Genomic DNA, 21,205 nt, shown 5'->3' with positions numbered 1-21,205 from the left:
ATTGGCCGGTCGATCAGGTCAGCCCCCGAAACCTTCGGTGGGAGGACCGATCGTCCAGCTATCGGTGGCGCGGCTCCTCCAGCGCCCGATTTCGCGCCAACGCGGCTTTGCCCGCCTTGGCCTTGCCTCTGCCGCCCGGCCCGGCGGAGCGAGAGCGACCCGGTTTAATTCCGCGATGGCAGCATCGCCGAACCCGGATTGATCGGCCTTCAGCAAATTGATGATCTTGTCGCGTTGCTCCAATCGATTGCTCTCAGTTTCCGGCGATGTCGCTGATAGGCCTGACCGTATCGCTTTTGCCGAACTTGCTGATGGCAAGGCCGATATCGATGACGAGCCGCATGACGAGCAGCCAAAGACCTAAGGCCGAAGCCCACCTCGCCGGCCAGAGAGGCAGGTCGAACTCGCCGACATAGACGTCACCGAAGCGGTAGGATTCGATTGCACCCTGCGTCATCCCCCAAGCCACGAGGCCGAAGCCGAAGGTCATCAGGACAAGGCCCAGCAGGTCCAGAAGCTGCCGTCCGCGCAAGGGTAGCCAGTCGGTCAGGATGGTGACCTCGATGTGGCCCTTGACCAGTTGGACATAGGCCAGCCCGAAGAAGACCGCGATGGCAGAGGCCATTTCGCTTAGCCCGTCGCTGTCGGGCACCGGTCGATTGAAGAAGAAACGGCCAAGGACCGAGCCAAGCGTCAGCAGAACGATCACGATCAGCAGCGCACCCGCGCACCATGCAAAGATGCGGTCGACAATCGCGAGGGGTTCCTTTTCGGGGTTGGTGGCGTCAACGCTCATACCGCTTCCCTTTGCTGCAGGGCACCGAACAGATCAGAGGCAGACATGGAATCCAGGTTCCAAAGCAGGTCGAATAACCGAACCGGGTCCGCCGTGCTTCGTCCGAAGGCAAGACAATCGCTGAATTTCGCGAAGATCTGCTCTTCTGTCAGCGGGTTTTCGACGTGGCCGCGTGCGCGAAAGATGTCTGGCGTCTCCAGAACGCTTCCGTCCGTCAGCTGCAGCCTGACCCGATCCGCCCGCGCCGCGCCGGGCCAGCCGGGATCATCGTCGGGCAAAGGAATGACCTTCACCTGCGCCATCAGCGCCTGCACATCGGGTCGGCGGACGAAATCGTCCTGCAACTGGTCCAGCCCGAGCTTGCCGGCAACAATGACGGATGCCAGCGCCGACTGGATTGAAAATTTCGCTTCGAGACCCGTCTGTGGCGCGGCGTTGCGCAGGATCGTTGCGTGGGTCTTTCCAATCGAAACCTCGATTTCCTGGACCATGTCGGGCCGGACCGGGTTGCGCTGAAGCAGGTCCAGCAAACCGTCGACGGCGCGATGGGCGCAGTAACATACCGGGTATTTCTTGATGCTCAGGCCCAGTTCCGCGATCCGCCAGCGCTCACCCAACTGGTCGGCGGATCTGTCGAGGTCCAACTCGCCCGCTGGTGAAAGCGCGCGCAGAAAACCCTGCGAATGCTCGATCGCGTCCGGCGATCCGGTCATACCGGATTTGGCCAGCCTCGCAGCAAGTATTCCCGCGCTCGCACTGCGTCCGGCATGGAACGGCTTGGTCATCGACCCGAAATTCGCCATCAGCCCCCCGGCCTGCGATGCGCCGATGGCGATCGCATGGCCCGCCCGCGCCGCGTCCAGCCGGTGCAGCGATGCGACGGCCGCCGCCGCCGCTATCGCGCCGAATACTGCCGTGGGATGCCAGCCCTTGATGTGGTGATGCCCGCTTTCGCGGAAGACCAGTTCGCCCCAGACTTCATAGCCGACAAGATATGCTGCCAGAATGTCGGCCCCGCTGGACGCCAGAACCTCCCCTTCGGCCAGCAGCGCAGGAACGAGCACGGTCGAGGGATGCCCGCGCAATGCGACGTCGTCATAGTCAAGTGCATGCGCCGCGGTTCCATTGATGAACGCCGCATTCAGCGCAGAGGCCCGCCCTCGACCGACAAGCAAATCCGCCTCGGGTGCGCTGCTTCCCAGAGTTGCGATCAGGTGGCCGACCACCGCCTCATCACTGCCCGCGACCATGGTACCAACCGAGTCGACGAAGCCGGTTTTGACCCATCGCGCCACGTCATTCGGGATCGCGAGGTCGTGGATGCTGGTCGCAAAACCGGCAAGGCTCTGTGTCAGAGGTGCAGGCACTGTCGTTTCCCTCCCAGGATCGCAAGCTTGGTATTATTCGCTATGCGATATTATTATTTATAATAGAGAATCCCACTTAGTCTGTAAACCCTATGACGTCTTCGTGAGGCTTCCCGTCCTCAGTCAGCCAGAAGTTTGCGGGCGATCAGCATCCGCTGGATTTCGCTGGTGCCGCCGCCGATCTGCGCATGGCGCAGATAGCGGTAGAACAGGGTCAGCGGCAGTTCGAGCGCCTCGCCCATCGCGCCGTGAATCTGGATCGCGTGATCGAGGCAGCGCGCGCCCCATTCGGTCGAGACCAGCTTGACCAGCGCCGCCTCGGTGCGCACATCCTCGCCTGCATCGGCGCGCGCAGCGATCGTGTAGGTCAGCGCGCGCAGCGCCTCGATGTCGATATAGATGTCGGCAAGCTTCCACTGGATCGCCTGACGGGTCGAGATCGGCTTGCCGAAGGTCACGCGCTGCTTCGACCACTCGACCGACATATCAAGCGCGCGCTGCATCTTGCCCAGCGCATAGGGCCCGCGCAGCAGGCGGTCATGGATGGTCAGCCATTTCTGACCCAGCGAAAAGCCGCTGCCGACCTCGCCCAGAACCGCATCTTCCGGCACCCTGCAATCGTTGAAGTTGACGATATATTGCGAAGGTTTCGGGCCGAGCCATGTCGGGATGCCCTTGGTGTCGATCGAGACGCCCGGATTGTTGCGATCGACAAGAAACATGGTGATGCCGCCGCGCTGGCGCTTGTCGGGATCGGTGACGGCCTGCACCATGATGATGTCGGATTCCGCCGCCATCGAGATCCACATCTTGGTGCCGTTGATGACCCATTCATTGCCGTCCCTGACGGCGCGGGTCTGCATCATCCCGCCGGGGTCGGAACCGGCATTCGGCTCTGTCTGGGCGAAAGAAGTGGTCTTGTCGCCCTCCATCACCGGGCGCAGGTAACGGTCGACCTGATCGCCCTTGCAGGCATAGAGAATGTTCGGAACGCTGGCGAAGGGGAACGGCACCGGCGTATAGTTGAACTCCTCGAGGATCGCGCATTGCGCCAGCATCGAAAGTCCGGCGCCGCCATATTCCTCATGTACCATCAGGCCCCAGAGGCCGGTATCCTTCGAAATTTTCGTCAGCCGATCCACGACCTCCTTGCCAAAGACGGCCTTCAGATTGACGGTCTCCTTGATCCCGTAGGCGTGCTTGTCGGAGGCCAGATATTGCGGCTCCAGCGGCAGCAATTCATCGCGGACGATGCGGCGCGCGGTCTCGCAGATGGCCTGAACGTCGGGGCTGAGCTGGAAGGCGGGTTCGTTATCGGTCATCGCGTTCATGGTTGATCCTCGGATGTCGGAAAATGTGATGTCAGTGCCGCATGGCGCTCAGGCTGCCGCCGACCTTGACAGAACCGGGCAGCGGGTGGCCGACGATGTCCTCGGCCAGCCGGCCGACCTCGATCAGCCGTTCCAGATCGATGCCGGTCTCGATGCCCATCTCGTGCAGCATGAAGACCAGATCCTCGGTGCAGACATTCCCCGCTGCGCCCGCATTCGCGGCGAAGGGACAGCCGCCAAGGCCGCCCACGGCAGCGTCGAAGGTCGCAACGCCCATTTCCAGCCCGGCATAGGCATTTGCGATCCCCATCCCGCGCGTGTCGTGCAGATGCAGCGCGATTTCGACTTCGGGATAGGCCTCGCGGACGGCTCCGACGACGCGCAGGATGCGTTCGGGAACCGCCCAACCCATCGTGTCGGCCAATGAGATGGTGCGGATCGGCAGGTCATGTTCGGCCGCCAGATCCATGATTGCCCGCATCTGATCCATGACCGTCCCGACCGGCACTTCGCCCTGATAATTGCAGCCGAAGGCCGCCATCACGCTGCCCCGGTCGATGGTCACGCCATTTTCCTTGAACAGCGCGATCATCCCCGCCTGCGCGGCGATATTCTCGGCCACCGTCCGCTGCTGGTTCTTCAGCAGGAACTGCTCCGAAGCGGTCAGCGAGATCGAGCCGCGGATGAACAGTTTCGGGTTGGCCAGTGCCCGGCGCAGCCCTTTTTCATTCAGCCATAGCGCGGTGTAACGAACACCCTCGCGCGGTGTGAACCCCTCGACGACCTCGGCGGCGTCGGCCATGCCGGGGACGCGCGCGGGATTGACGAAGGACACAGTCTGGATCTGCTGAAGCCCTGTATCCGACAGCGCGTCGATCAATTCGATCTTGCGCGCGGTCGGAATCGTCCCTTTCTCGATCTGAAAGCCCTCGCGCGGACCTTCCTCATTGATTTTCACGAATTTCGGAATATCGGTCATTGGTCTCTCGCCGGCCGATGAAGCCGGTCCCCATATTTGGCAAATGGCTCAGGCGACGGGCGGCTGGAACGGGTAGGGCACGGCCGGCCCGTCGCGATAGGGCAGCGCAACGGTCGCGGTGCCGGGCGTCGATTCCTTCTGCTCGTCGTTTCTGATTCCGAAATCGAGACGCACCAGCCCATAGGGTTCAAGCGGCTCGACATCGGTGACGCGCGCCCAGAGAGTCAGCGTTTCGCCCGCAAGATTCATGGCGCGGAACTGAAAGCCGATCTTCCAGACCCAGCCATCCGGTCCGGCCCAATCCTTGAAATACTGCGCCGCGAATTGCTGCTTCAGCGATCCGTTGACCAACAGACCGGGCAGCTTGTCGTGACCTTGCGCGAAGGGCAGATCGTAATGGATCTTGTGCCAGTTCTCCATCGCTGCCGACCAGCGCATCAGATGGGCGGTGGTCAGTGGCCCCTTGACCAGCTGCGGCAGTTCGTCCCCGATCGAGACCTCCTCGAACACGCGGCGTCGGACTTCGGTATGACGATCCATCATGCGGCTCTCCGGCGAAGCAGGGTCTTGACGACTCTCATCAGCGGCTCGCCCGCCTCGGTTTCATAAACTGTTTCGACCAGCACCAGCAGCATCGGACCGGATTTCGACTCGCGCTCGCGGATGTCGGCATAGCGGGACTTCTGGAACACCTTTTCGCCATGCCGGGCATAGCGGAACAACTCGATCTCGGCCCCGCCGTTCAGCAGCGCGAAGCCCGGCAGCGGCAGTTCCGGCAGGCCCGAACTGACCGCCGTGACCAGCCCGTCGAAATCGGGATCCTCGCCCCGCTCGGTCAGATAATCGGGTGAACCGAAGGGCAGCCGGAACATGAAGGCCGGGTAAAGCGGCGGGGCGGCGGCACCGCCGAAGCGGACGTTTTCATTGTCCATATAGGCGGGATCGGGGTCCATGATCGCCTGCGCATAGCGGCGGACCGCCCCGGTCTCGACCGTATCGACGGCTGCGGAGCGCCCGGTTTCGCGCCCTATGTAACTTTTCAGTTCTTCGGTCATAAGCGACATCAGCCGTTCCTTTTCTGTGTCTGCTTGACGTTTTCCTGGGTGGCACCATCTGGCGCCGCCTTGTCCGGCGCGGCGGCATAGGGCCTCCAGCCCGTGTCGAGACCCGCAATTCCGGCCGCAGCCAGCCGCGCGATTTCGTCCGGGCCGAGGCCGGCTTCCGCCAGAACTTCGGCCGTGTGCTGGCCAAGGCGCGGCGGCGGCAGGCGCACATCGCCGGGCGTTGCGCCAAACTTGATCGGCAATCCCGCCATGCGCAGCGGCGACAGGCCATCCAGCGCGATTTCTTGGATCATGTCGCGGGCCAGCACCTGTTCGTCGGTCACCACGCGATCAACCCGGTTCACCGGCGAACTGGGCACGCCCTGCTCCTCGAACCGGGCCTGCCATTCGGCAAGGGGGCGCTGTTTCATCACCTCCGCGATCATCCCGGCCAGCTCGTCGATATTGGCATAGCGCTGGTCGGCATCGTGAAAGCGGGGGTCGTTCTGCCACTCGATCCGCTCCAGCGCCCGGCAAAGCCCCTGCCACATGCGTTGGTTGAAGGCCGAGATCACGATCCAATGGTCGGCGCATTGATAGGCACGATAGATCGGCGAGCCGAGCGAGCCGCTGCCGCTTGGCCCCGGTGTCTCGCCGCCGGCGAAATACCGGGTGATGAAATGCGACAGCATCGACACCTGCCCCTCGAGCAGCGAGGTATCGACGCGCTGGCCCTTGCCGGTCATGTCGCGGACGCGCAGGGCCATAAGCGTGCCCATGGCCGCAAACATGCCGGCGGCAATATCGGCGACCGACATGCCCATCTTGGCGGGTGCGCGGCCCGGCTCGCCGGTTATGCTCATGCCACCGGAATAGGCCTGCATGAAAAGGTCGTTCGCCGGGCGTTCGCGCAGCGGGCCGCTGGCGCCGAAGCCGCTGATGGCGCAATAGATCAGGCGCGGGTTGCGTTCCGACAGAACATCATAACCAAGACCGAGGCGGTCGAGGACACCCGTCCTGAAATTGTGCACCAGCACGTCGGCCTGATCGATCAGCCGGTTCGCGGCGGCAACGCCCTCGGGTGATTTCAGATCCAGCGCGACGCAGCGCTTGTTGCGATTGGCCGCGGCGTAGTAATAGCCCAGCGCGCCGTCGAAGAAGGGCGGCCAGTCGCGGCTGTCATCACCCGAACCGGGGCGCTCGATCTTTACCACGTCGGCGCCGTAATCGCCCAGCAGCATGGCGCAGAACGGCCCTGCCATCGCTACGCCGATTTCGACGACCCTGATGCCGTCAAGCGGTCCCTTGGGATGGGTCTGGTTCGCTTTCACAGGTGCATCCATTCGTTGTGCGAATAATGAAAACCGTTTATTGCTGGAAGGATGCAAAAACCTCTCGCCTCAGCCTTCGAACCGCTCCCCTGCGCGCCGCGCGCTTCGTTGCCTGCCGATAACGGCAGGCGCAATGTCGTCTGCGTTGCGAACGCAGCTCTCCGCATCCCGTCGGACGGGGTCAATCCTTTGCGCATCAGTCCTCCTCCCGGCTTGTTCGCTCGCCTTGTCGGCTTCGAGCGCGAACTCCGATCACGCTTGATTTATTATTCGCTATGCGTATAATAAATCTGCTTAATGAATAGGTAACACCCGTGACAAAAAAAGACAAGGATGCAATTGCACCTGCCGAAGGTGCTGATCGCGCTGCGCCCCGGCGGCGCGGCCGCCCCGCCAAGGCAGCGGCGACCGAAGCAGCATCCGAGGCACCGTCCAAGGACCGGCAGTTCGTCACGGCCCTGGCGCGGGGTTTCCAGATTCTGCAATGCTTTACCGAGACACGGCGCGAACTGACCGTCTCGCAATTGGCCAAGCTGACCGGCCTTCCGCAGCCCACCGTCTGGCGTCTGTGCCACACGATGCTGGAGCTGGGCATGCTGCAGATCGATCCGACCGACCGGCTGCGTCCGGGCCTCGCCGTCCTGCAACTGGGCTTCGCGGCGCTGGCCGGTGACGGGTTCATCACCATGGCGCGCCCGCACATGCAGGCGCTGGCCGACGAGTTCGGCGCGGCCTGCGGCCTCGGCATCCGTTCCGGCGCTTATATGGTTTTTGTTGAACGCTGTGAAAGCGAGAACCAGCTACTGCTGAACCTGCGCACCGGATCACGCATCCCGATCCTGACCTCGGCTTTCGGCTGGGCGTATATCGCGGGCCATCCCGAGCCCGAGCGCGGCCAGCTGATGGCGGAGATGCAAAAGCTCGACCCTGCCACCTACCGTCAGTGGGAGAAGGGCCTTGCCGCGGCGATCGCCGAATATGAAAGCCGCGGGTTCGTCATCAATGCCGGCGTTTTTCACAAGGCCTACAACACAGCGGCCGTGCCGCTTCGCGCAGCGGATGGCACGATCCCCTATGTCCTGAACTGCGGCTCGGCCGCGGCGACCCTGCCTGAGGCCGTACTGCGCGAGCGCGTCGCGCCGAGGCTGTCGGAACTCGCCCGGCTGCTCACGGAGCTTCTTGGTCGGGCGGACCTGTCATGAAATGGGCCAAGGCACGGTTCGACATCGCCACGACACATCCGTGGTTGCCGTCGCGCTGTTCTTGATCTTGGCCTAAAGAGACAAGAAGTCTTTTTTGGGACAACGCGTCCGCCATGACGGGCAAGTGGCGGCGCGAGAACGACAAAAAACCGAGGATCAGGACGACGCCAAAGCCTGCATACGCGTCCCGACCCGCGGCTTTTCCGTCGCGGTTCTTCGAGGGCAGGCATATCCATCTCAATCGACCGATCGCTCCAGTCCGAACCGGTCGTCCAACGACCGGCCAAGCGCGCGTCTCCTCGTCGTTGGAGCAAATTCGTCCCATCCGCGTGAAGCTGCGACAGTATCCACTCGTCCACCTGCGCATTGATCGGACCGCGTTCTTTCGCGGCGGCAATTTCGCGCAGGCCAACTGCCATTTTCAGCTGGCAGAGAAAGGCGGATTGCACCGGGCGCATATCCGCGAGTTGTGGCGGAAAGTCCATCACGAACAGGAATGCGACGATCCGGCCTTGCTCGGATGGCTGCCTATTTCCATGCAAAGGGACTGTCTATCGCCCAGATCGCCCACTATCGCCCAGATCGCCCGCAAGCTGCGCATCTCCGATGCCTCAGTGCGAAGCCATCTGCGACGCGAGGCCGAGAACCGCGAAAGGCTTCGCGCCGAGGCCGAACGAAGGCAGCGATCAGCCATCACCCCGCGCAATCACGCGTAATCGGATATTCCTAGCCGATCCCACAGAATGCAGGCTCAAGCCAAGTGACACCCCGGTGACAGACCATGTGGCATTACACACCTGTTCCTCTTTCGCTCTTCCAAAAAATTCCGGGAAACGGTCCGTCACATTCCCGCTTGTTCCCCGTCCTTCTCGTTCACTCAGGGGAATAACTGGGGGGATTATTCCAGAATGATACGCAATTATCGCTCAATATCAATGTATTGAAATGATGCGCTGGCGGAGGAGGTGGGATTCGAACCCACGGTAGGCTTCCACCTACGTCGGTTTTCAAGACCGGTGCATTAAACCACTCTGCCACTCCTCCGACGCGCATCTGCTAGCCGCTGCCGCGTTCATGCGCAAGCCCGGCTTGCCGCGCGGCGCGGGCTTCGATACGACAGGGCCGACAGACAGGAGGTGTGCATGACCGACCGCATCAATTCCCTCAGCCAGGGCCCGGACGAGCAGGGGCGTTTCGGCATCTTTGGCGGCCGGTTCGTCAGTGAGACGCTGATGCCGCTGATCCTCGACCTCCAGGCCGAATACGAACGCGCCAAGCAGGATCCCGCCTTCCAGGCCGAGATGGAGGATCTCTGGGCGCATTATGTCGGCCGGCCCAGCCCGCTTTATTTCGCGCCCCGCCTGACCGAGGAACTGGGCGGCGCGAAGGTCTATCTGAAGCGCGAAGAACTGAACCATACCGGCAGCCACAAGATCAACAATGTGCTGGGCCAGATCCTGCTGGCGCGGCGCATGGGCAAGACCCGCATCATCGCCGAGACCGGCGCCGGCCAGCACGGCGTGGCCACCGCCACGGTCTGCGCACGCTTCGGGCTGAAATGCATCGTCTATATGGGCGCGACCGATGTCGAGCGGCAGGCCCCCAACGTCTTCCGCATGCGCCTTCTGGGGGCGGAGGTGGTCTCGGTCACCTCGGGCAAGGGCACGCTGAAGGATGCCATGAACGACGCCATGCGCGACTGGGTGACCAATGTGCGCGACACCTTCTATTGCATCGGCACAGTGGCCGGCCCGCATCCCTATCCGGCCATGGTCCGCGACTTCCAGTCGATCATCGGACGCGAGACCAAGGCCCAGCTGATGGCGGTCGAGGGCCGGTTGCCCGACAGCGTGATCGCCTGTATCGGCGGCGGCTCGAACGCGATGGGGCTGTTTCACCCCTTCATCGACGATCCCTCGGTGCGCATCATTGGGGTCGAGGCCGGCGGTCACGGCGTTGATGACCGGATGGAGCATTGCGCCTCTCTGACCGGCGGCCGTCCGGGTGTGCTGCACGGCAACCGCACCTATCTGCTGCAGGATGAGAACGGCCAGATTCTCGATGGCCATTCGATCAGCGCCGGGCTGGACTATCCGGGCATCGGGCCGGAACATGCCTGGCTGCACGATCAGGGCCGCGCCGAATATGTCTATGTCACCGACAAGGAGGCGCTGGAGGCCTTCCAGCTTCTGTGCCGAACCGAAGGCATCATCCCGGCGCTGGAGCCGAGCCACGCGCTTGCCCATGTCCAGAAGATCGCGCCCGGCCTGCCCAAGGATCACCTGATGGTGGTCAACCTGTCGGGACGCGGCGACAAGGACATTTTCACGGTCGCCAAGCATCTCGGGGTCGAGATCAATACCGGCGGATAAACCGCTGATCCCCAACCCTTTATCCGTGCAGCCTAGCGCGTCAGATAAAGCACGTTCAGCTGCGATTCCAGCGCCGGGTCGGGAAAGATCAGGCGCGCGCGACGGTCCGAGACGACCTCGACCACGGCGATATCCGCCCAATTCTGGCCCATGCCGGGCGCATTCAGCGGGTCTTCGGGCAGGTCGGCATAGGCAGGCACCTCGCTGCCCTGAACATAGCCGGTGCCGAGATAGATCAGCCGGTCGCCATCGGTGTGGATCGTGCCCACCGTCTGCTGCGACCCGGTCTCCTTGCTGAAGCGGGCGCCATCGAAGCTGCAATCGAAATTGTCATAGATAACAAGGGCGGTCATATCGCCCGCCTTCATCATCCGGCATTTCCAATCGCCTTTCAGCGCTTCCATCGCCGCCGCGGGCGGCATGGGCGGCCCGGTCAGCGCCCCGGTCAGGGTGGCGATATCGGCGGCCTGGCCGGTTGCGAAGGCGGTCCGCAGCGCCGCACCGTAAAAGCTGTCGAACTGCGCCAGCTTCTGGCTGTCATCGGGCCGGATGCGGGCGCCGTCGGGCAGGGTCCGGTCGGCGCCGTCCTGCGCATGGGCGGGCAGGCTCAGCAGAAGCGCGGCAAGGATCAGGATTGGTTTTCGCATGAAATCCCTCTGATGATGGGGCGGCGGTCATGCCTCATCTACGGCGTGAGCGCGCAGTAGTTCCAACGGCACGACATCAATTGCCCGTGCGTGGGTGGCTTCCAGCACCACCTGGGGCGCGGCGAATTCCTGCGCCGCCTGAAGAAAGCGCGCGGCGCAGAGGCACCAGCGATCCCCCGGTTTCAGCCCCGCGAAGCGGTATTCCGGGCGCGGCGTCGACAGATCGTTCCCGAGATATTTCGAGACCGCCAGAAATTCTGCCGTCACCACCACGCAGACCGTGTGGCTGCCCTGATCCTGCGCCGAGGTATTGCAGCAGCCATCCCGGAAAAATCCGGTCAGCGGGTCGGTCGAACAGCTGGCCAGCGGGCCGCCAAGGACATTCAGCGGTGGTTCCATAATGCCTCTCCTTTGCCTGTCGCGACGGCTTTCCTTCCCTCAGGCTAGCCTTCGACGCGGGCGCCGTCAGGTCAAAATCGTTCGGCCGGTGTTTTCATGCCGGCCTTGGCGACCAGTCGATCCAGCGACCGTGAAAATCCGCCCGGCCGAGATGCCAGCGCCGGTGACGCCCATCCCAGAGATCCAGCACGAGTGCCGCGCCGCCGGGGATGCTGTCAGCCTCCATCCCGAGGCGGGCGAGAGGCGTCTCCGTTGTCGCCGCCGCCCCGGTCGCGGCCATGTGGCGGGCGATGCGGGACTGGGTTTCGGGCGGGAAATACTGATGCGCGATGGTGTGATAGACCAATGTGAGCAGGCCGGGATTGGCCAAAGCCGTGCCCTCCAGCCAGTCGGCGGCGTCGCCCTGATCCACCAGGACCGGGTGGGTGCGGGCATGGGCGAGCGCCGCGTCAAGCCGCGCCAGCCGCCGGGGCTGGTCGGGCCAGACATAAGCGCGCAGCCGGATCGGATCGCCTCGGTCGACGGGCGCCAGATCGACACCGCGCCGGTCCGGCGCGGCGAGCGGTATATCCGGCGGAAGCGCGCCGCGCCAGTCCGGCGTAAACAACGCGCTGGAATCCACTTTTCCATTAAAATCAATCGAATAATCGGGAAAATTCAGGTTAAGCCCGGCGCTCGCACCCAGTTCCCTCAGGGCCAGCGGCAGCGGGTGATCCAGCTGCGCCAGCGCAAAGCGCGCGCCCGCGATCAGCGCCGCGGCACGGCCGACCTCGTTCGTCTGGGGCGCCCGGTCGAGCCATGTCAGGATATCGGCCTCTTGTCCGGCGATGGTTTCCAGCAGCAAGGCTGCCGGCGCTTCGCCTTGCGCATAGGCGGCGGCTAGCGCCGGCGCGCGATCCTGAAGCACCTGCGCATGGATCGCCCCCGCCAGCCGCAGCGGCACCGAAGCGCCGCGCGAACTGGGATCGCCCGGCCAGTCCAGAACCCGGCGCGCCACCGCGCCCTGACCGGGTTGCAGCGCCGTGCCGAGGGTTTCGACGATCCGCGCCGTCAGCTCTGATCCGAGATCGCGGCACGACCGGGCCTGCGCCGCGAAAGCGGTGCGCACCGCTTCGCCGCGGCCTGCGCTCATTTGAACCGCGCCGCGAGCGATTGCAGCTTTTCGGTGATGGTCTGCGGGACAGCTTCGGGGGCTGCCTCTGGTTTCGGCTTCGGTGCGGCGGATGCCCCCTCGGGCTGTGCCCCCTCGCGCGCCGGTCTGGGCCGCTGCGGGGCCGTGCGCAGCGCCACCTTGTTCTGGAACCCGGCCCCATCGCCGGCGGCGAGAGCTTCGGCGCCGTCCGAAATCCCGCGCATCAGATCGTCCAGCCATTCGGCATCGGCCCTGGCGAAATCCGACAAGACATAGGGCGCCACCCGGTCCTTGTGGCCGGGATGGCCGATGCCCAGCCGGACCCGGTGGTAGTGCTCGCCGATATGCTGGTGGATCGAGCGCAGCCCGTTATGCCCGGCATGGCCGCCGCCAAGCTTGACCCGGCATCTGCCGGGGGCGAGGTCCAGCTCGTCGTGGAGGACGATGACATCCGCAGGCGACAGCTTCAGATAGCGCATCGCCTCGCCGACCGACTGGCCCGACAGGTTCATGAAGGTCTGGGGCTTCAGCAGAGCGACCTTCTCCGACCCCAGGCGACCTTCGGAAATTTCGGCCTGAAAGCGTTGGCGCCAGGGCGAAAAGCCGTGATCGGCGGCGATCCGGTCCACCGCCATGAAGCCGATATTGTGCCGGTTGCCCGCGTATTTCGCCCCCGGATTGCCCAGCCCCACGATCAATTTCATCGTTCTTCCTTCGTCCCATTGGGTTCAAATGCGCCGCGTCCCTTGCGGATGAGATCGGGCGTTACTAAGACTCTGTCAACCTTTCGCAGGTAGAACATTGCGCTGGCGGGTCTCGAATCGGGACATGTGCGGCAGGGCAGACAATCGGGCAGGAAAGATTGATGAGCGATCCGGCAGAATTCCACATGAATACGCTCGTTCCCATGGTGGTCGAACAGACCTCGCGCGGGGAACGGGCCTACGACATTTTTTCGCGGCTGCTGAAGGAACGGATCATCTTCGTCTCCGGCCCCGTCCATGACGGCATGGCCACGCTGATCTCAGCGCAGCTGCTGTTCCTCGAGGCGGAAAACCCGTCCAAGGAAATCTCCATGTACATCAACAGCCCCGGCGGTGTCGTGACCGCGGGCCTGTCGATCTATGACACCATGCAGTATATCCGGCCCCGCGTGTCCACGCTGGTGGTCGGGCAGGCCTCCTCCATGGGGTCGCTGCTGCTTTGCGCGGGCGAGAAGGGGCAGCGTTACGCGCTGCCGAACAGCCGTATCATGGTGCACCAGCCGTCGGGCGGCTTCCAGGGTCAGGCGTCGGATATCCTCATCCACGCCCGCGAGACCGAGAAGCTGAAGCGCCGCCTGAACGAGATCTATGTTCACCACACCGGGCAATCGCTGGCCGATGTGGAAGCGGCGCTGGAGCGTGACCGCTTCATGTCGCCCGAGGAGGCGAAGGATTGGGGCCTGATCGACGAGGTTCTGGCCCCGCGCGGTAAGGCCGAGCCGGAGAAGAAGTAACCCTGCCGCCGCAGCGATCAGGCTGCGGTTTGGGGATTGAGACCGGGGGCCGCCGCCCCTAACATGAGCAGCACCCGATGGACCCGCCGTCCGGCGGGACTGCTCTGGACGTAAGGACGTAGCATGGCGACAGAGAACGACAGCAAGAACACGCTCTATTGCAGCTTCTGCGGCAAGAGCCAGCACGAGGTCCGCAAGCTGATTGCGGGCCCGACCGTGTTCATCTGCGACGAATGCGTCGAGCTGTGCATGGACATCATCCGCGAGGAGACCAAATCCTCCGGCTTGAAATCGGGCGAAGGGGTGCCGACGCCGCAGGAAATCTGCGGGGTGCTGGACGATTACGTCATCGGGCAGGAACGCGCCAAGCGCGTGCTGTCGGTGGCCGTTCACAACCACTACAAGCGGCTGAACCACGGCGCCAAGTCGGATATCGAACTGGCGAAGTCGAACATCCTGCTGATCGGCCCGACCGGTTGCGGCAAGACGCTGCTGGCGCAGACGCTGGCGCGCATCCTTGATGTGCCCTTCACCATGGCCGACGCGACGACGCTGACCGAGGCCGGTTATGTCGGCGAGGATGTGGAAAACATCATCCTCAAGCTGCTGCAGGCGTCGGAATACAATGTCGAGCGTGCGCAGCGCGGCATCGTCTATATCGACGAGGTCGACAAGATCACCCGCAAGTCCGACAACCCCTCGATCACCCGCGACGTGTCGGGCGAGGGTGTGCAGCAGGCATTGCTGAAGATCATGGAAGGCACCGTCGCTTCCGTGCCGCCGCAGGGCGGACGCAAGCATCCCCAGCAGGAATTCCTGCAGGTGGATACGACGAATATCCTGTTCGTCTGTGGCGGCGCCTTCGCGGGCCTCGACCGGATCATCGCGCAGCGCAACAAGGGCACCGTGATGGGCTTCGGGGCCCAGGTCAAGGAAAACGACGATCGCGGCGTCGGTGAGCTGTTCAAGGAGCTGGAGCCCGAAGATCTGCTGAAATTCGGCCTGATCCCGGAATTCGTCGGTCGTCTGCCGGTGATCGCGACCCTGACCGATCTGGACGAGGAAGCGCTCATCATCATCCTGACCAAGCCGAAGAACGCTCTGGTCAAGCAATATCAGCGCCTCTTCGAACTGGAGGGCGTGAAGCTTACCTTCACCGAAGACGCGCTCAGCGCCATCGCCAAGCGCGCGATCAAACGCAAGACCGGCGCGCGGGGCCTGCGCTCGATCATGGAGGATATTCTCCTCGATACCATGTTCGAACTGCCCGGCCTTGAAAGCGTCGAGGAGGTGGTGGTCAACGAGGAGGCGGTCGACAACGCCGCCGCCAAGCCGCTGATCATCCACGTCGAGGCGAAGAAGGAACCTGCGAAAACCGCAGGCTGATCGCGGCGTCGCCTGATGATGAAAGGCCCCGTGTGCATCCGCGCGCGGGGCCTTCTGCTTGGGGCGAGGGTGCTTTCTGGGCGTAGGTTTCGAACACCCGCGGTCAGCCTCCACGCCGGCCGATTGGCCCATACGTGACCTTCAGCCGCCCGTAACTTCTCGCACGACGGCGAGGCCGCGCCCGGAGACCGGCCCTGGCTGCTGCGGATGCGCGGCTCTGATTGCTGCGCGATCAGGCGGGACGACCCCAGATCCACAGCGTCCGGTTCGGGTCAAAACCTGCCAGTTTCGGGCTTACCAGATGACGCCGGCATCACTAGAAGTCACCAGATGCCCCACAGGGGATCGAGAGGAGAACCGGATGAGAACCGCCACCATGCTGTGCGCCATGGCCGTTGCGCTGCCTGCCGCCGCCGACCCGTTCGAGAGTTTCGGAACCGCGATGAAATACGGCTTGCCGCTGGCGGCGGCGGTCTGCGCGGTCGATCAGGACCGGATCGAGGATTTCGCCGTGCGCGGCGTGCTGCAGGCGGCGCTCGTCTGGGGGATGAAACAGTATTTCGATGGCCAGCCGATCTCGCGCCGTCCCTCGGGCGAAGGCGAGGGCTTTCCGTCCGGCCATACGGCGGCGGCGTTTTTCGGCGCGTCGGATCTGGCCGGCAAATGCTTCGAGGATCAGCCCGAGGCCGGGGCCTTCGCCTATGGCGCCGCGGGCGCGACCGGGTGGAGCCGCGTCCATGCCGGCGAGCACACCCCCCAACAGGTCTGGACCGGCGCGCTGATCGGTTTCAGCTTCGGCGCGGCGAATTTCGGCATCGGCACGGATGGCGCCAGTTTCAGCGTCGGGATGAAGTTCTGATCCGGCCAAAGCCGACCGAGAAGCTCCTTCGATCTTAACCGGTTCTTAAACATTCGCGCGCATGGTTCCGGGATGTCCTTGTCAGGAACCGCCATGCCGAAACTCGATCACAACGGCCCCGCTCTGGCGGCCATCCAGGGCTCTGCGAACGCGACCAAGCTCTATGCCTATTTCACCGGCTATCTTGAAGGGCTGGCAATCGACGATCAGATCATCGAGGCGATCAGCCGCATCGCCGGGGACAGCTTCGCCGCGACCGGGCTGCCTGAAATTTCGGCAAGCGTGGGGGTCGAGGAATGGATCATCGCCGATCCGCGGACCCTCGACCGGGCAAATTTCGTGCTGACGGGCACTTTCGCAATCGCGCCGCGCAGCAGGCTTTCGACCGCACTTCAGGCGCTCGGCATGATCGAGCGGGGCACCGTCAACTGGAAGACCGATTATCTGGTGATCGGCGGCAAACCCTCGCGCGACTGGCTGGAGCCGAACCGGGGCGGCAAGATCAAGCAGGCGATCTTCTATCGCGAGCATGGCGCGCCGATCCGTTTCGTCACCGAAGCCCAGATCCGTTCGATCCTGGACCGCACGGCGTCCGGCATCTGATCCTCTTTACAGATCCAGCCCTTCCTCCTCCACGAAGCGGGCGTTTTCCTGAATATATTCGAAGCGCAATTCCGGCTTCTTGCCCATCAGGCGCTCGACCAGATCGCCGGTTTCGCCCAACGCGTCCTCGTCGATGGTCACCCGGATCAGCTTGCGCGTCGCCGGGTTCATCGTGGTGTCCTTCAGGTCCTTGGCGTCCATCTCGCCCAACCCCTTGAAGCGCTGCACGTCGATCTTGCCCTTGCCGCCCAGACCCTTGGCCAGCAGCCGTTCCTTTTCGGCATCATCGGCGACATAGACCCGATGCGACCCCTGGGTCAGGCGATACAGCGGCGGGCAGGCCAGATAGAGGTGCCCCTTGTCGATCATCGGGCGCATCTGGGTGAAGAAGAAGGTCATCAGCAGGCTGGCGATATGGGCGCCGTCGACATCGGCGTCGGTCATGATGATGATCTTGTCATAACGCAGGTCGTCGACGTTGAACCGGCTTCCCATGCCGACGCCAAGCGCCTGACACAGATCGGAAATCTCGGCATTCGACCCCAGCTTGCCCGAGGCCGCGCCCAGCACGTTCAGGATCTTGCCCTTCAGTGGCAGCAGCGCCTGCGTATTGCGGTCGCGCGCCTGCTTGGCCGAACCGCCGGCCGAGTCGCCCTCGACGATGAACAGTTCCGTCCCCGCGCGGTTCTTGGCCGAACAATCGACCAGCTTGCCGGGCAGGCGCAGTTTCTGCGTTGCGGTCTTGCGCTGGGTTTCCTTTTCCTGCCGCCGGCGCAGCCGTTCTTCGGCACGCAGGACCAGAAAATCGAGGATCGCGCCCGCCGATTTCGGATCGGCCGCCAGCCAGTTGTCGAAATGGTCGCGCACCGCGCCCTCGACCAGCCGCTGCGCCTCGACCGTGGCCAGCCGGTCCTTGGTCTGGCCGACGAATTCCGGCTCGCGGATGAAGCAGGACACCAGCGCGCAGCCGCCGGTCAGCAGATCCTCGCGGGTGATCTGGGCGGCCTTCTTGTTATTGGCCAACTCGCCGTAAGCGCGCACGCCCTTCAGGATCGCCGACCAGAAGCCCGCCTCGTGGGTGCCGCCCTCGGGTGTGGGCACGGTGTTGCAATAGGACTGAATGAACCCGTCGCGCGAGGGCGTCCAGTTGATCGCCCAGTCGACCTTGCCGGGCACACCGAAACGGCCCTGAAAGTCGACATTCCCGCCGAAGGGCCGGTCGGCATAGGTGGTCACGCCGCCGAGCGTTTCCGAGAGGTAATCGGCCAGCCCGCCGGGGAAGTGGAAGACCGCCTCCATCGGGGTTTCGCTGTCGTCGATTTCCGATTTCCAGCGGATTTCCACGCCCGAGAACAGATAGGCCTTGGATTTCACCATTTTCAGCAGCCGCGCGGGCTTGAAACGGTGATGGCCGAAGATCTCCTCGTCGGCATGGAAGATCACGGTGGTGCCGCGCCGGTTCGGGGCCGCGCCGATCTTGGCCACCGGCCCCTGCGGGACCCCGCGCGAGAAGCGCTGTTCGAACAGTTCCTTGCCCCGCGCCACCTGCACGACCATCAGATCGGACAGCGCGTTCACGACCGAGGCGCCGACCCCGTGCAGCCCGCCCGAGGTCTGATAGGCATCCCCCGAGAACTTGCCGCCGGCATGCAGCGTGCACAGGATCACCTCGAGCGCGGATTTGCCGGGGAATTTCGGATGCGGGTCGATCGGGATGCCGCGGCCGTTGTCGCGCACGATGACGGTGTAATCGGCCAGCAGCTCGACCTCGATCCGCGTCGCATGGCCGGCGACGGCTTCGTCCATCGAGTTGTCGAGGATTTCCGCGACCAGATGGTGCAGCGCCCGCTCATCCGTGCCGCCGATATACATGCCGGGGCGTTTGCGGACCGGCTCCAGCCCCTCCAGCACCTCGATGGAGGCGGCGGAATAGCTGGTGTCGTCCTGCGTCGTCGGAAAGAGATCGTCGGCCATGTGCTGCTCGTTTCTGGTTTCGGCGGTTATCACATGAAGGGCCGGTCTGGGGCAAGGCTTTGCGGTCGGGACGGGCGCAGCCCCAAGAATTGGGGGCTATTCCGGTTCGGCCAATCGCGCCTGCCACATTTTCTGGAACCCGGCGCGGCCCTGCGCATCGGCCAGCCATTGGCGCAGGGCGGGAAACTCCTCCATCAGCGGGCCATAGCCCTGAGCATAACGGATCGTCTCGGCCATGTTGATATCTGCGACGGTAAAGCGGCCGCCGACCAGATGGCCGTGGCGGGCCAGATGATCGTCGATGACCTTGAAGGGGCGGACCAGCCGTTCGGCGGCATTGGCGACCAGCACCTGATCCTCACCCGATTGGGACTGGCCGCGCGCATGCAGGAACAGCAGTGTCAGCGCGTCAGGTTCGACCGCCGTGGCGGCATAAAAGCTCCATTGCATCATCAGCGCATCCTCGGCGGCGTCCACCGGGCCGAAGGGTGCGCCGTGCTTGCGGGCGAGGTAATGGTTGATCGCATAGGATTCCGACATCACCAGCCCGTCATCCTCGATCACCGGGATGGCGCCCGATGGCGACAGCTTCAGGAAGGCGGGCGAGCGGGTGTTCAGCGCCGCATCGGGCGCGTCGGGATCGGCGAGGCGATAAGCCTGAATGACCGGCACCTGCCGGAAGGGCAGGCCGATTTCGTTGCACAGCCAGATGATGCGCGAAGCGCGCGAGCGGGTGACGCCGTGGATGACCAGCATGGAAAGCTCCTTCGATTATCAGCAGCCTAGAGACAGACGGCCCGCGCGGAAAGCGCCAAAATCCCACCCCATTGACCGTGCCCGAATACCTCGGGATGAGACGGGCCGTATGGCCCGTCGCGGGGGGCAGACCCCCTTACAGCCAGTCGCCCACGCCGGTGCCGGTCAGTTCGGACAGGCAGGTCAGCCCCTGCCGCTCGGCCCGCTGATCCAGCCCGCGCGCGATTTCCCCGGCCAGCGAGAAGCCGCCATAGATCAGCGCCGAATAGATCTGCACGGCGCTCGCGCCCGCGCGCAGCTTTTGCCAGGCATCCTCGACGCTGCCCACGCCGCCCACCCCGATGAGCGGGATATGCCCGCCGGTCATCCTGTAGAGCCGCGCCAGCACGCGGGTCGAGCGTTCGAACAGCGGCCGGCCCGACATGCCGCCGGCTTCCGCGGCCTGGCGGTCGTGCAGGCCATCGCGCGAAAGCGTCGTATTGGTGGCGATGATGGCATCGACGCCGACGGTCCGGGCGACCAGGGCAATATCGGCGAGGCCCGCATCGTCCAGATCGGGGGCGATCTTCAGAAAGACCGGGCGGCGTTCGGGCAGCGCGTCGCGGGCGGCGGTCACGCCCCGCAGCAGCGCCGCCAGCGCCTCGGCGCCCTGCAGGTCGCGCAGGCGTTCGGTATTGGGAGAGGAGACGTTGACGGTCAGGAAATCCGCCGCCATCCCGGCCACGCGCACGACCTCGGCGAAATCCTCGGCGCGATCGGCGCTGTCCTTGTTAGCACCGATGTTCAGCCCGACCGGGATACCGGGCCGGCGCGCTGCAAGCCGCAGGGCGATGGCCTCGGCGCCGTCATTGTTGAAGCCGAAGCGGTTGATGATGGCGTGATCCTGTGCCAGCCGGAACAGGCGCGGCTTGGCATTGCCGGGCTGCGGGCGCGGGGTGGCGGCACCGCATTCGATGAAGCCGAAGCCCGCCCGCATCAGCGCGCCAACGGCACGGGCATTCTTGTCGTAACCGGCGGCGAGGCCCACCGGGTTCGGCAGGTCCAGCCCCGCCAGCCGCGTGCGCAGCCGCGGCGAGGTTACCGGCGCGCCGGCCAGCGGCACCAGTCCCGAGGCGAGGGCCCGGATCGACAGGTCATGCGCCGTTTCGGGCTGCATCCGAAACAGCACTTGCATCCCAATCCGCTCGATCAGGTTCATGGCAGCGCTCCGATGCGGAAGCCTTCGGCGTCGCGGGGCAGGGGGCGCGCGTCGGCAACCTCGTCCAGCCGCAGTGCCCGGTAAAGGTGGGGAAACAGCAGACCTCCACGCGACGGCTCCCACCGCAGGGCCTCGCCGAGGGTCTCGGGATCGCAGGCCAGCAGCCACAGATCGTCCTCGCCGGAGAAGTGCTTTGCCAGCGTTCCGGGCAGCGTTTCGGCGGTGGAGAAATGGATATAGCCATCGGCCAGATCGACCGGCGCGCCGGCGGTCTGGCCCTGGTCCTGGAACTGCCGCCATTCGGGGCTGCGAAGCACTTTGTAGATCATCAT

The 21,205-nt window shown here is 64.2% G+C and carries 23 protein-coding genes and 1 tRNA gene; 7 read left to right on the top strand and 17 right to left on the bottom strand.

Going from position 1 to position 21,205, the window contains the following annotated elements:
- Positions 1–253: 253 nt before the first annotated feature.
- The 8 genes from H1S04_RS02260 to H1S04_RS02225 all read right to left on the bottom strand — a co-directional run bounded on the left by H1S04_RS02260 (position 254) and on the right by H1S04_RS02225 (position 7,044).
- Entirely contained in the window at positions 254–796 is a 543-nt protein-coding gene (locus H1S04_RS02260; protein ID WP_181743940.1) for a TRAP transporter small permease, read from the bottom strand.
- Positions 793–2,163, bottom strand: coding sequence for an MmgE/PrpD family protein (locus H1S04_RS02255; protein ID WP_181743939.1), 1,371 nt, complete (start codon positions 2,161–2,163; stop codon positions 793–795). The genes H1S04_RS02260 and H1S04_RS02255 overlap by 4 nt, the downstream gene beginning before the upstream one ends.
- Positions 2,164–2,282: 119 nt before the next feature.
- Positions 2,283–3,494, bottom strand: coding sequence for an acyl-CoA dehydrogenase family protein (locus H1S04_RS02250; protein WP_181743938.1), 1,212 nt, complete (start codon positions 3,492–3,494; stop codon positions 2,283–2,285).
- Positions 3,495–3,525: 31 nt separating this feature from the next.
- On the bottom strand, positions 3,526–4,473 hold the full coding sequence (locus H1S04_RS02245; protein WP_181743937.1) for a hydroxymethylglutaryl-CoA lyase: 948 nt from the start codon (positions 4,471–4,473) through the stop codon (positions 3,526–3,528).
- 48 nt (positions 4,474–4,521) lie between these two features.
- Positions 4,522–5,016 carry a hypothetical protein gene (locus H1S04_RS02240; protein ID WP_220185071.1) on the bottom strand — a complete coding sequence of 165 codons (495 nt, stop codon included), beginning with the start codon at positions 5,014–5,016 and terminating at the stop codon, positions 4,522–4,524.
- Positions 5,013–5,537, bottom strand: a complete 525-nt coding sequence (locus H1S04_RS02235; RefSeq protein ID WP_181743936.1) for a MaoC family dehydratase N-terminal domain-containing protein — start codon at positions 5,535–5,537, stop codon at positions 5,013–5,015. The genes H1S04_RS02240 and H1S04_RS02235 overlap by 4 nt, the downstream gene beginning before the upstream one ends.
- Entirely contained in the window at positions 5,537–6,847 is a 1,311-nt protein-coding gene (locus H1S04_RS02230) for a CaiB/BaiF CoA-transferase family protein (protein WP_181743935.1), read from the bottom strand. Before H1S04_RS02230 ends, H1S04_RS02235 begins: the two co-directional genes overlap by 1 nt.
- The gene (locus H1S04_RS02225) at positions 6,844–7,044 is read right to left on the bottom strand and encodes a hypothetical protein (protein ID WP_181743934.1); all 201 of its coding nucleotides are present in this window, start codon (positions 7,042–7,044) and stop codon (positions 6,844–6,846) included. Before H1S04_RS02225 ends, H1S04_RS02230 begins: the two co-directional genes overlap by 4 nt.
- A gap of 117 nt (positions 7,045–7,161) precedes the next feature.
- Between H1S04_RS02225 and H1S04_RS02220 the strand changes: the two genes are divergently transcribed.
- Together H1S04_RS02220 and H1S04_RS02215 are read left to right on the top strand one after the other, a co-directional pair.
- On the top strand, positions 7,162–8,049 hold the full coding sequence (locus H1S04_RS02220) for an IclR family transcriptional regulator (protein ID WP_181743933.1): 888 nt from the start codon (positions 7,162–7,164) through the stop codon (positions 8,047–8,049).
- 113 nt (positions 8,050–8,162) lie between these two features.
- Positions 8,163–8,765: a hypothetical protein gene (locus tag H1S04_RS02215; protein WP_181743932.1), complete on the top strand. Its 603-nt coding sequence runs from the start codon at positions 8,163–8,165 to the stop codon at positions 8,763–8,765.
- A 238-nt stretch (positions 8,766–9,003) separates the two neighbouring features.
- Here H1S04_RS02215 and H1S04_RS02210 read toward each other — a convergent pair.
- Positions 9,004–9,093, bottom strand: a tRNA-Ser gene (locus H1S04_RS02210).
- Positions 9,094–9,191: 98 nt separating this feature from the next.
- Between H1S04_RS02210 and trpB the strand changes: the two genes are divergently transcribed.
- Complete coding sequence (gene trpB, locus H1S04_RS02205; protein ID WP_181743931.1) at positions 9,192–10,421, top strand: tryptophan synthase subunit beta; 1,230 nt, start codon at positions 9,192–9,194, stop codon at positions 10,419–10,421.
- Positions 10,422–10,453: 32 nt separating this feature from the next.
- Here trpB and H1S04_RS02200 read toward each other — a convergent pair whose 3' ends face one another.
- The 4 genes from H1S04_RS02200 to pth form a co-directional block, all read right to left on the bottom strand.
- Entirely contained in the window at positions 10,454–11,068 is a 615-nt protein-coding gene (locus H1S04_RS02200) for a DUF4893 domain-containing protein (protein WP_181743930.1), read from the bottom strand.
- A 27-nt stretch (positions 11,069–11,095) separates the two neighbouring features.
- Positions 11,096–11,467, bottom strand: a complete 372-nt coding sequence (locus tag H1S04_RS02195; protein WP_181743929.1) for a DUF2237 family protein — start codon at positions 11,465–11,467, stop codon at positions 11,096–11,098.
- A gap of 94 nt (positions 11,468–11,561) precedes the next feature.
- A complete protein-coding gene (locus tag H1S04_RS02190; RefSeq protein WP_181743928.1) occupies positions 11,562–12,599 on the bottom strand; it encodes a DUF2332 domain-containing protein in 1,038 nt (345 codons plus the stop codon).
- Positions 12,596–13,303: an aminoacyl-tRNA hydrolase gene (gene pth, locus H1S04_RS02185; RefSeq protein WP_181743927.1), complete on the bottom strand. Its 708-nt coding sequence runs from the start codon at positions 13,301–13,303 to the stop codon at positions 12,596–12,598. Before pth ends, H1S04_RS02190 begins: the two co-directional genes overlap by 4 nt.
- 161 nt (positions 13,304–13,464) lie before the next feature.
- Here pth and H1S04_RS02180 point away from each other — a divergent pair, with 161 nt between their 5' ends.
- The 4 genes from H1S04_RS02180 (at position 13,465) to H1S04_RS02165 (ending at position 16,945) form a co-directional block, all read left to right on the top strand.
- Positions 13,465–14,097: an ATP-dependent Clp protease proteolytic subunit gene (locus H1S04_RS02180; RefSeq protein ID WP_181743926.1), complete on the top strand. Its 633-nt coding sequence runs from the start codon at positions 13,465–13,467 to the stop codon at positions 14,095–14,097.
- Between the two features lie 123 nt (positions 14,098–14,220).
- Positions 14,221–15,483, top strand: a complete 1,263-nt coding sequence (clpX, locus tag H1S04_RS02175; protein WP_181743925.1) for an ATP-dependent Clp protease ATP-binding subunit ClpX — start codon at positions 14,221–14,223, stop codon at positions 15,481–15,483.
- A 361-nt stretch (positions 15,484–15,844) separates the two neighbouring features.
- Positions 15,845–16,342 carry a phosphatase PAP2 family protein gene (locus H1S04_RS02170; protein ID WP_181743924.1) on the top strand — a complete coding sequence of 166 codons (498 nt, stop codon included), beginning with the start codon at positions 15,845–15,847 and terminating at the stop codon, positions 16,340–16,342.
- Between the two features lie 93 nt (positions 16,343–16,435).
- Positions 16,436–16,945, top strand: coding sequence for a hypothetical protein (locus H1S04_RS02165; protein WP_181743923.1), 510 nt, complete (start codon positions 16,436–16,438; stop codon positions 16,943–16,945).
- A gap of 6 nt (positions 16,946–16,951) precedes the next feature.
- Here the strand turns inward: H1S04_RS02165 and parE are convergent, their stop codons facing one another.
- The 4 genes from parE to H1S04_RS02145 form a co-directional block, all read right to left on the bottom strand.
- Positions 16,952–18,919: a DNA topoisomerase IV subunit B gene (parE, locus tag H1S04_RS02160; RefSeq protein WP_181743922.1), complete on the bottom strand. Its 1,968-nt coding sequence runs from the start codon at positions 18,917–18,919 to the stop codon at positions 16,952–16,954.
- Positions 18,920–19,015: 96 nt separating this feature from the next.
- A complete protein-coding gene (locus tag H1S04_RS02155) occupies positions 19,016–19,675 on the bottom strand; it encodes a glutathione S-transferase family protein (protein ID WP_181743921.1) in 660 nt (219 codons plus the stop codon).
- Between the two features lie 136 nt (positions 19,676–19,811).
- Positions 19,812–20,873 carry a quinone-dependent dihydroorotate dehydrogenase gene (locus H1S04_RS02150; RefSeq protein WP_181743920.1) on the bottom strand — a complete coding sequence of 354 codons (1,062 nt, stop codon included), beginning with the start codon at positions 20,871–20,873 and terminating at the stop codon, positions 19,812–19,814.
- Positions 20,870–21,205, bottom strand: coding sequence for a DUF952 domain-containing protein (locus H1S04_RS02145; RefSeq protein WP_181743919.1), 336 nt, complete (start codon positions 21,203–21,205; stop codon positions 20,870–20,872). Before H1S04_RS02145 ends, H1S04_RS02150 begins: the two co-directional genes overlap by 4 nt.

It is taken from the genome of Paracoccus sp. S1E-3 (genome assembly GCF_013868135.1).
Classification (GTDB): Bacteria; Pseudomonadota; Alphaproteobacteria; order Rhodobacterales; family Rhodobacteraceae; genus Paracoccus.
This window is presented reverse-complemented; position numbering and strand designations above follow the sequence as displayed.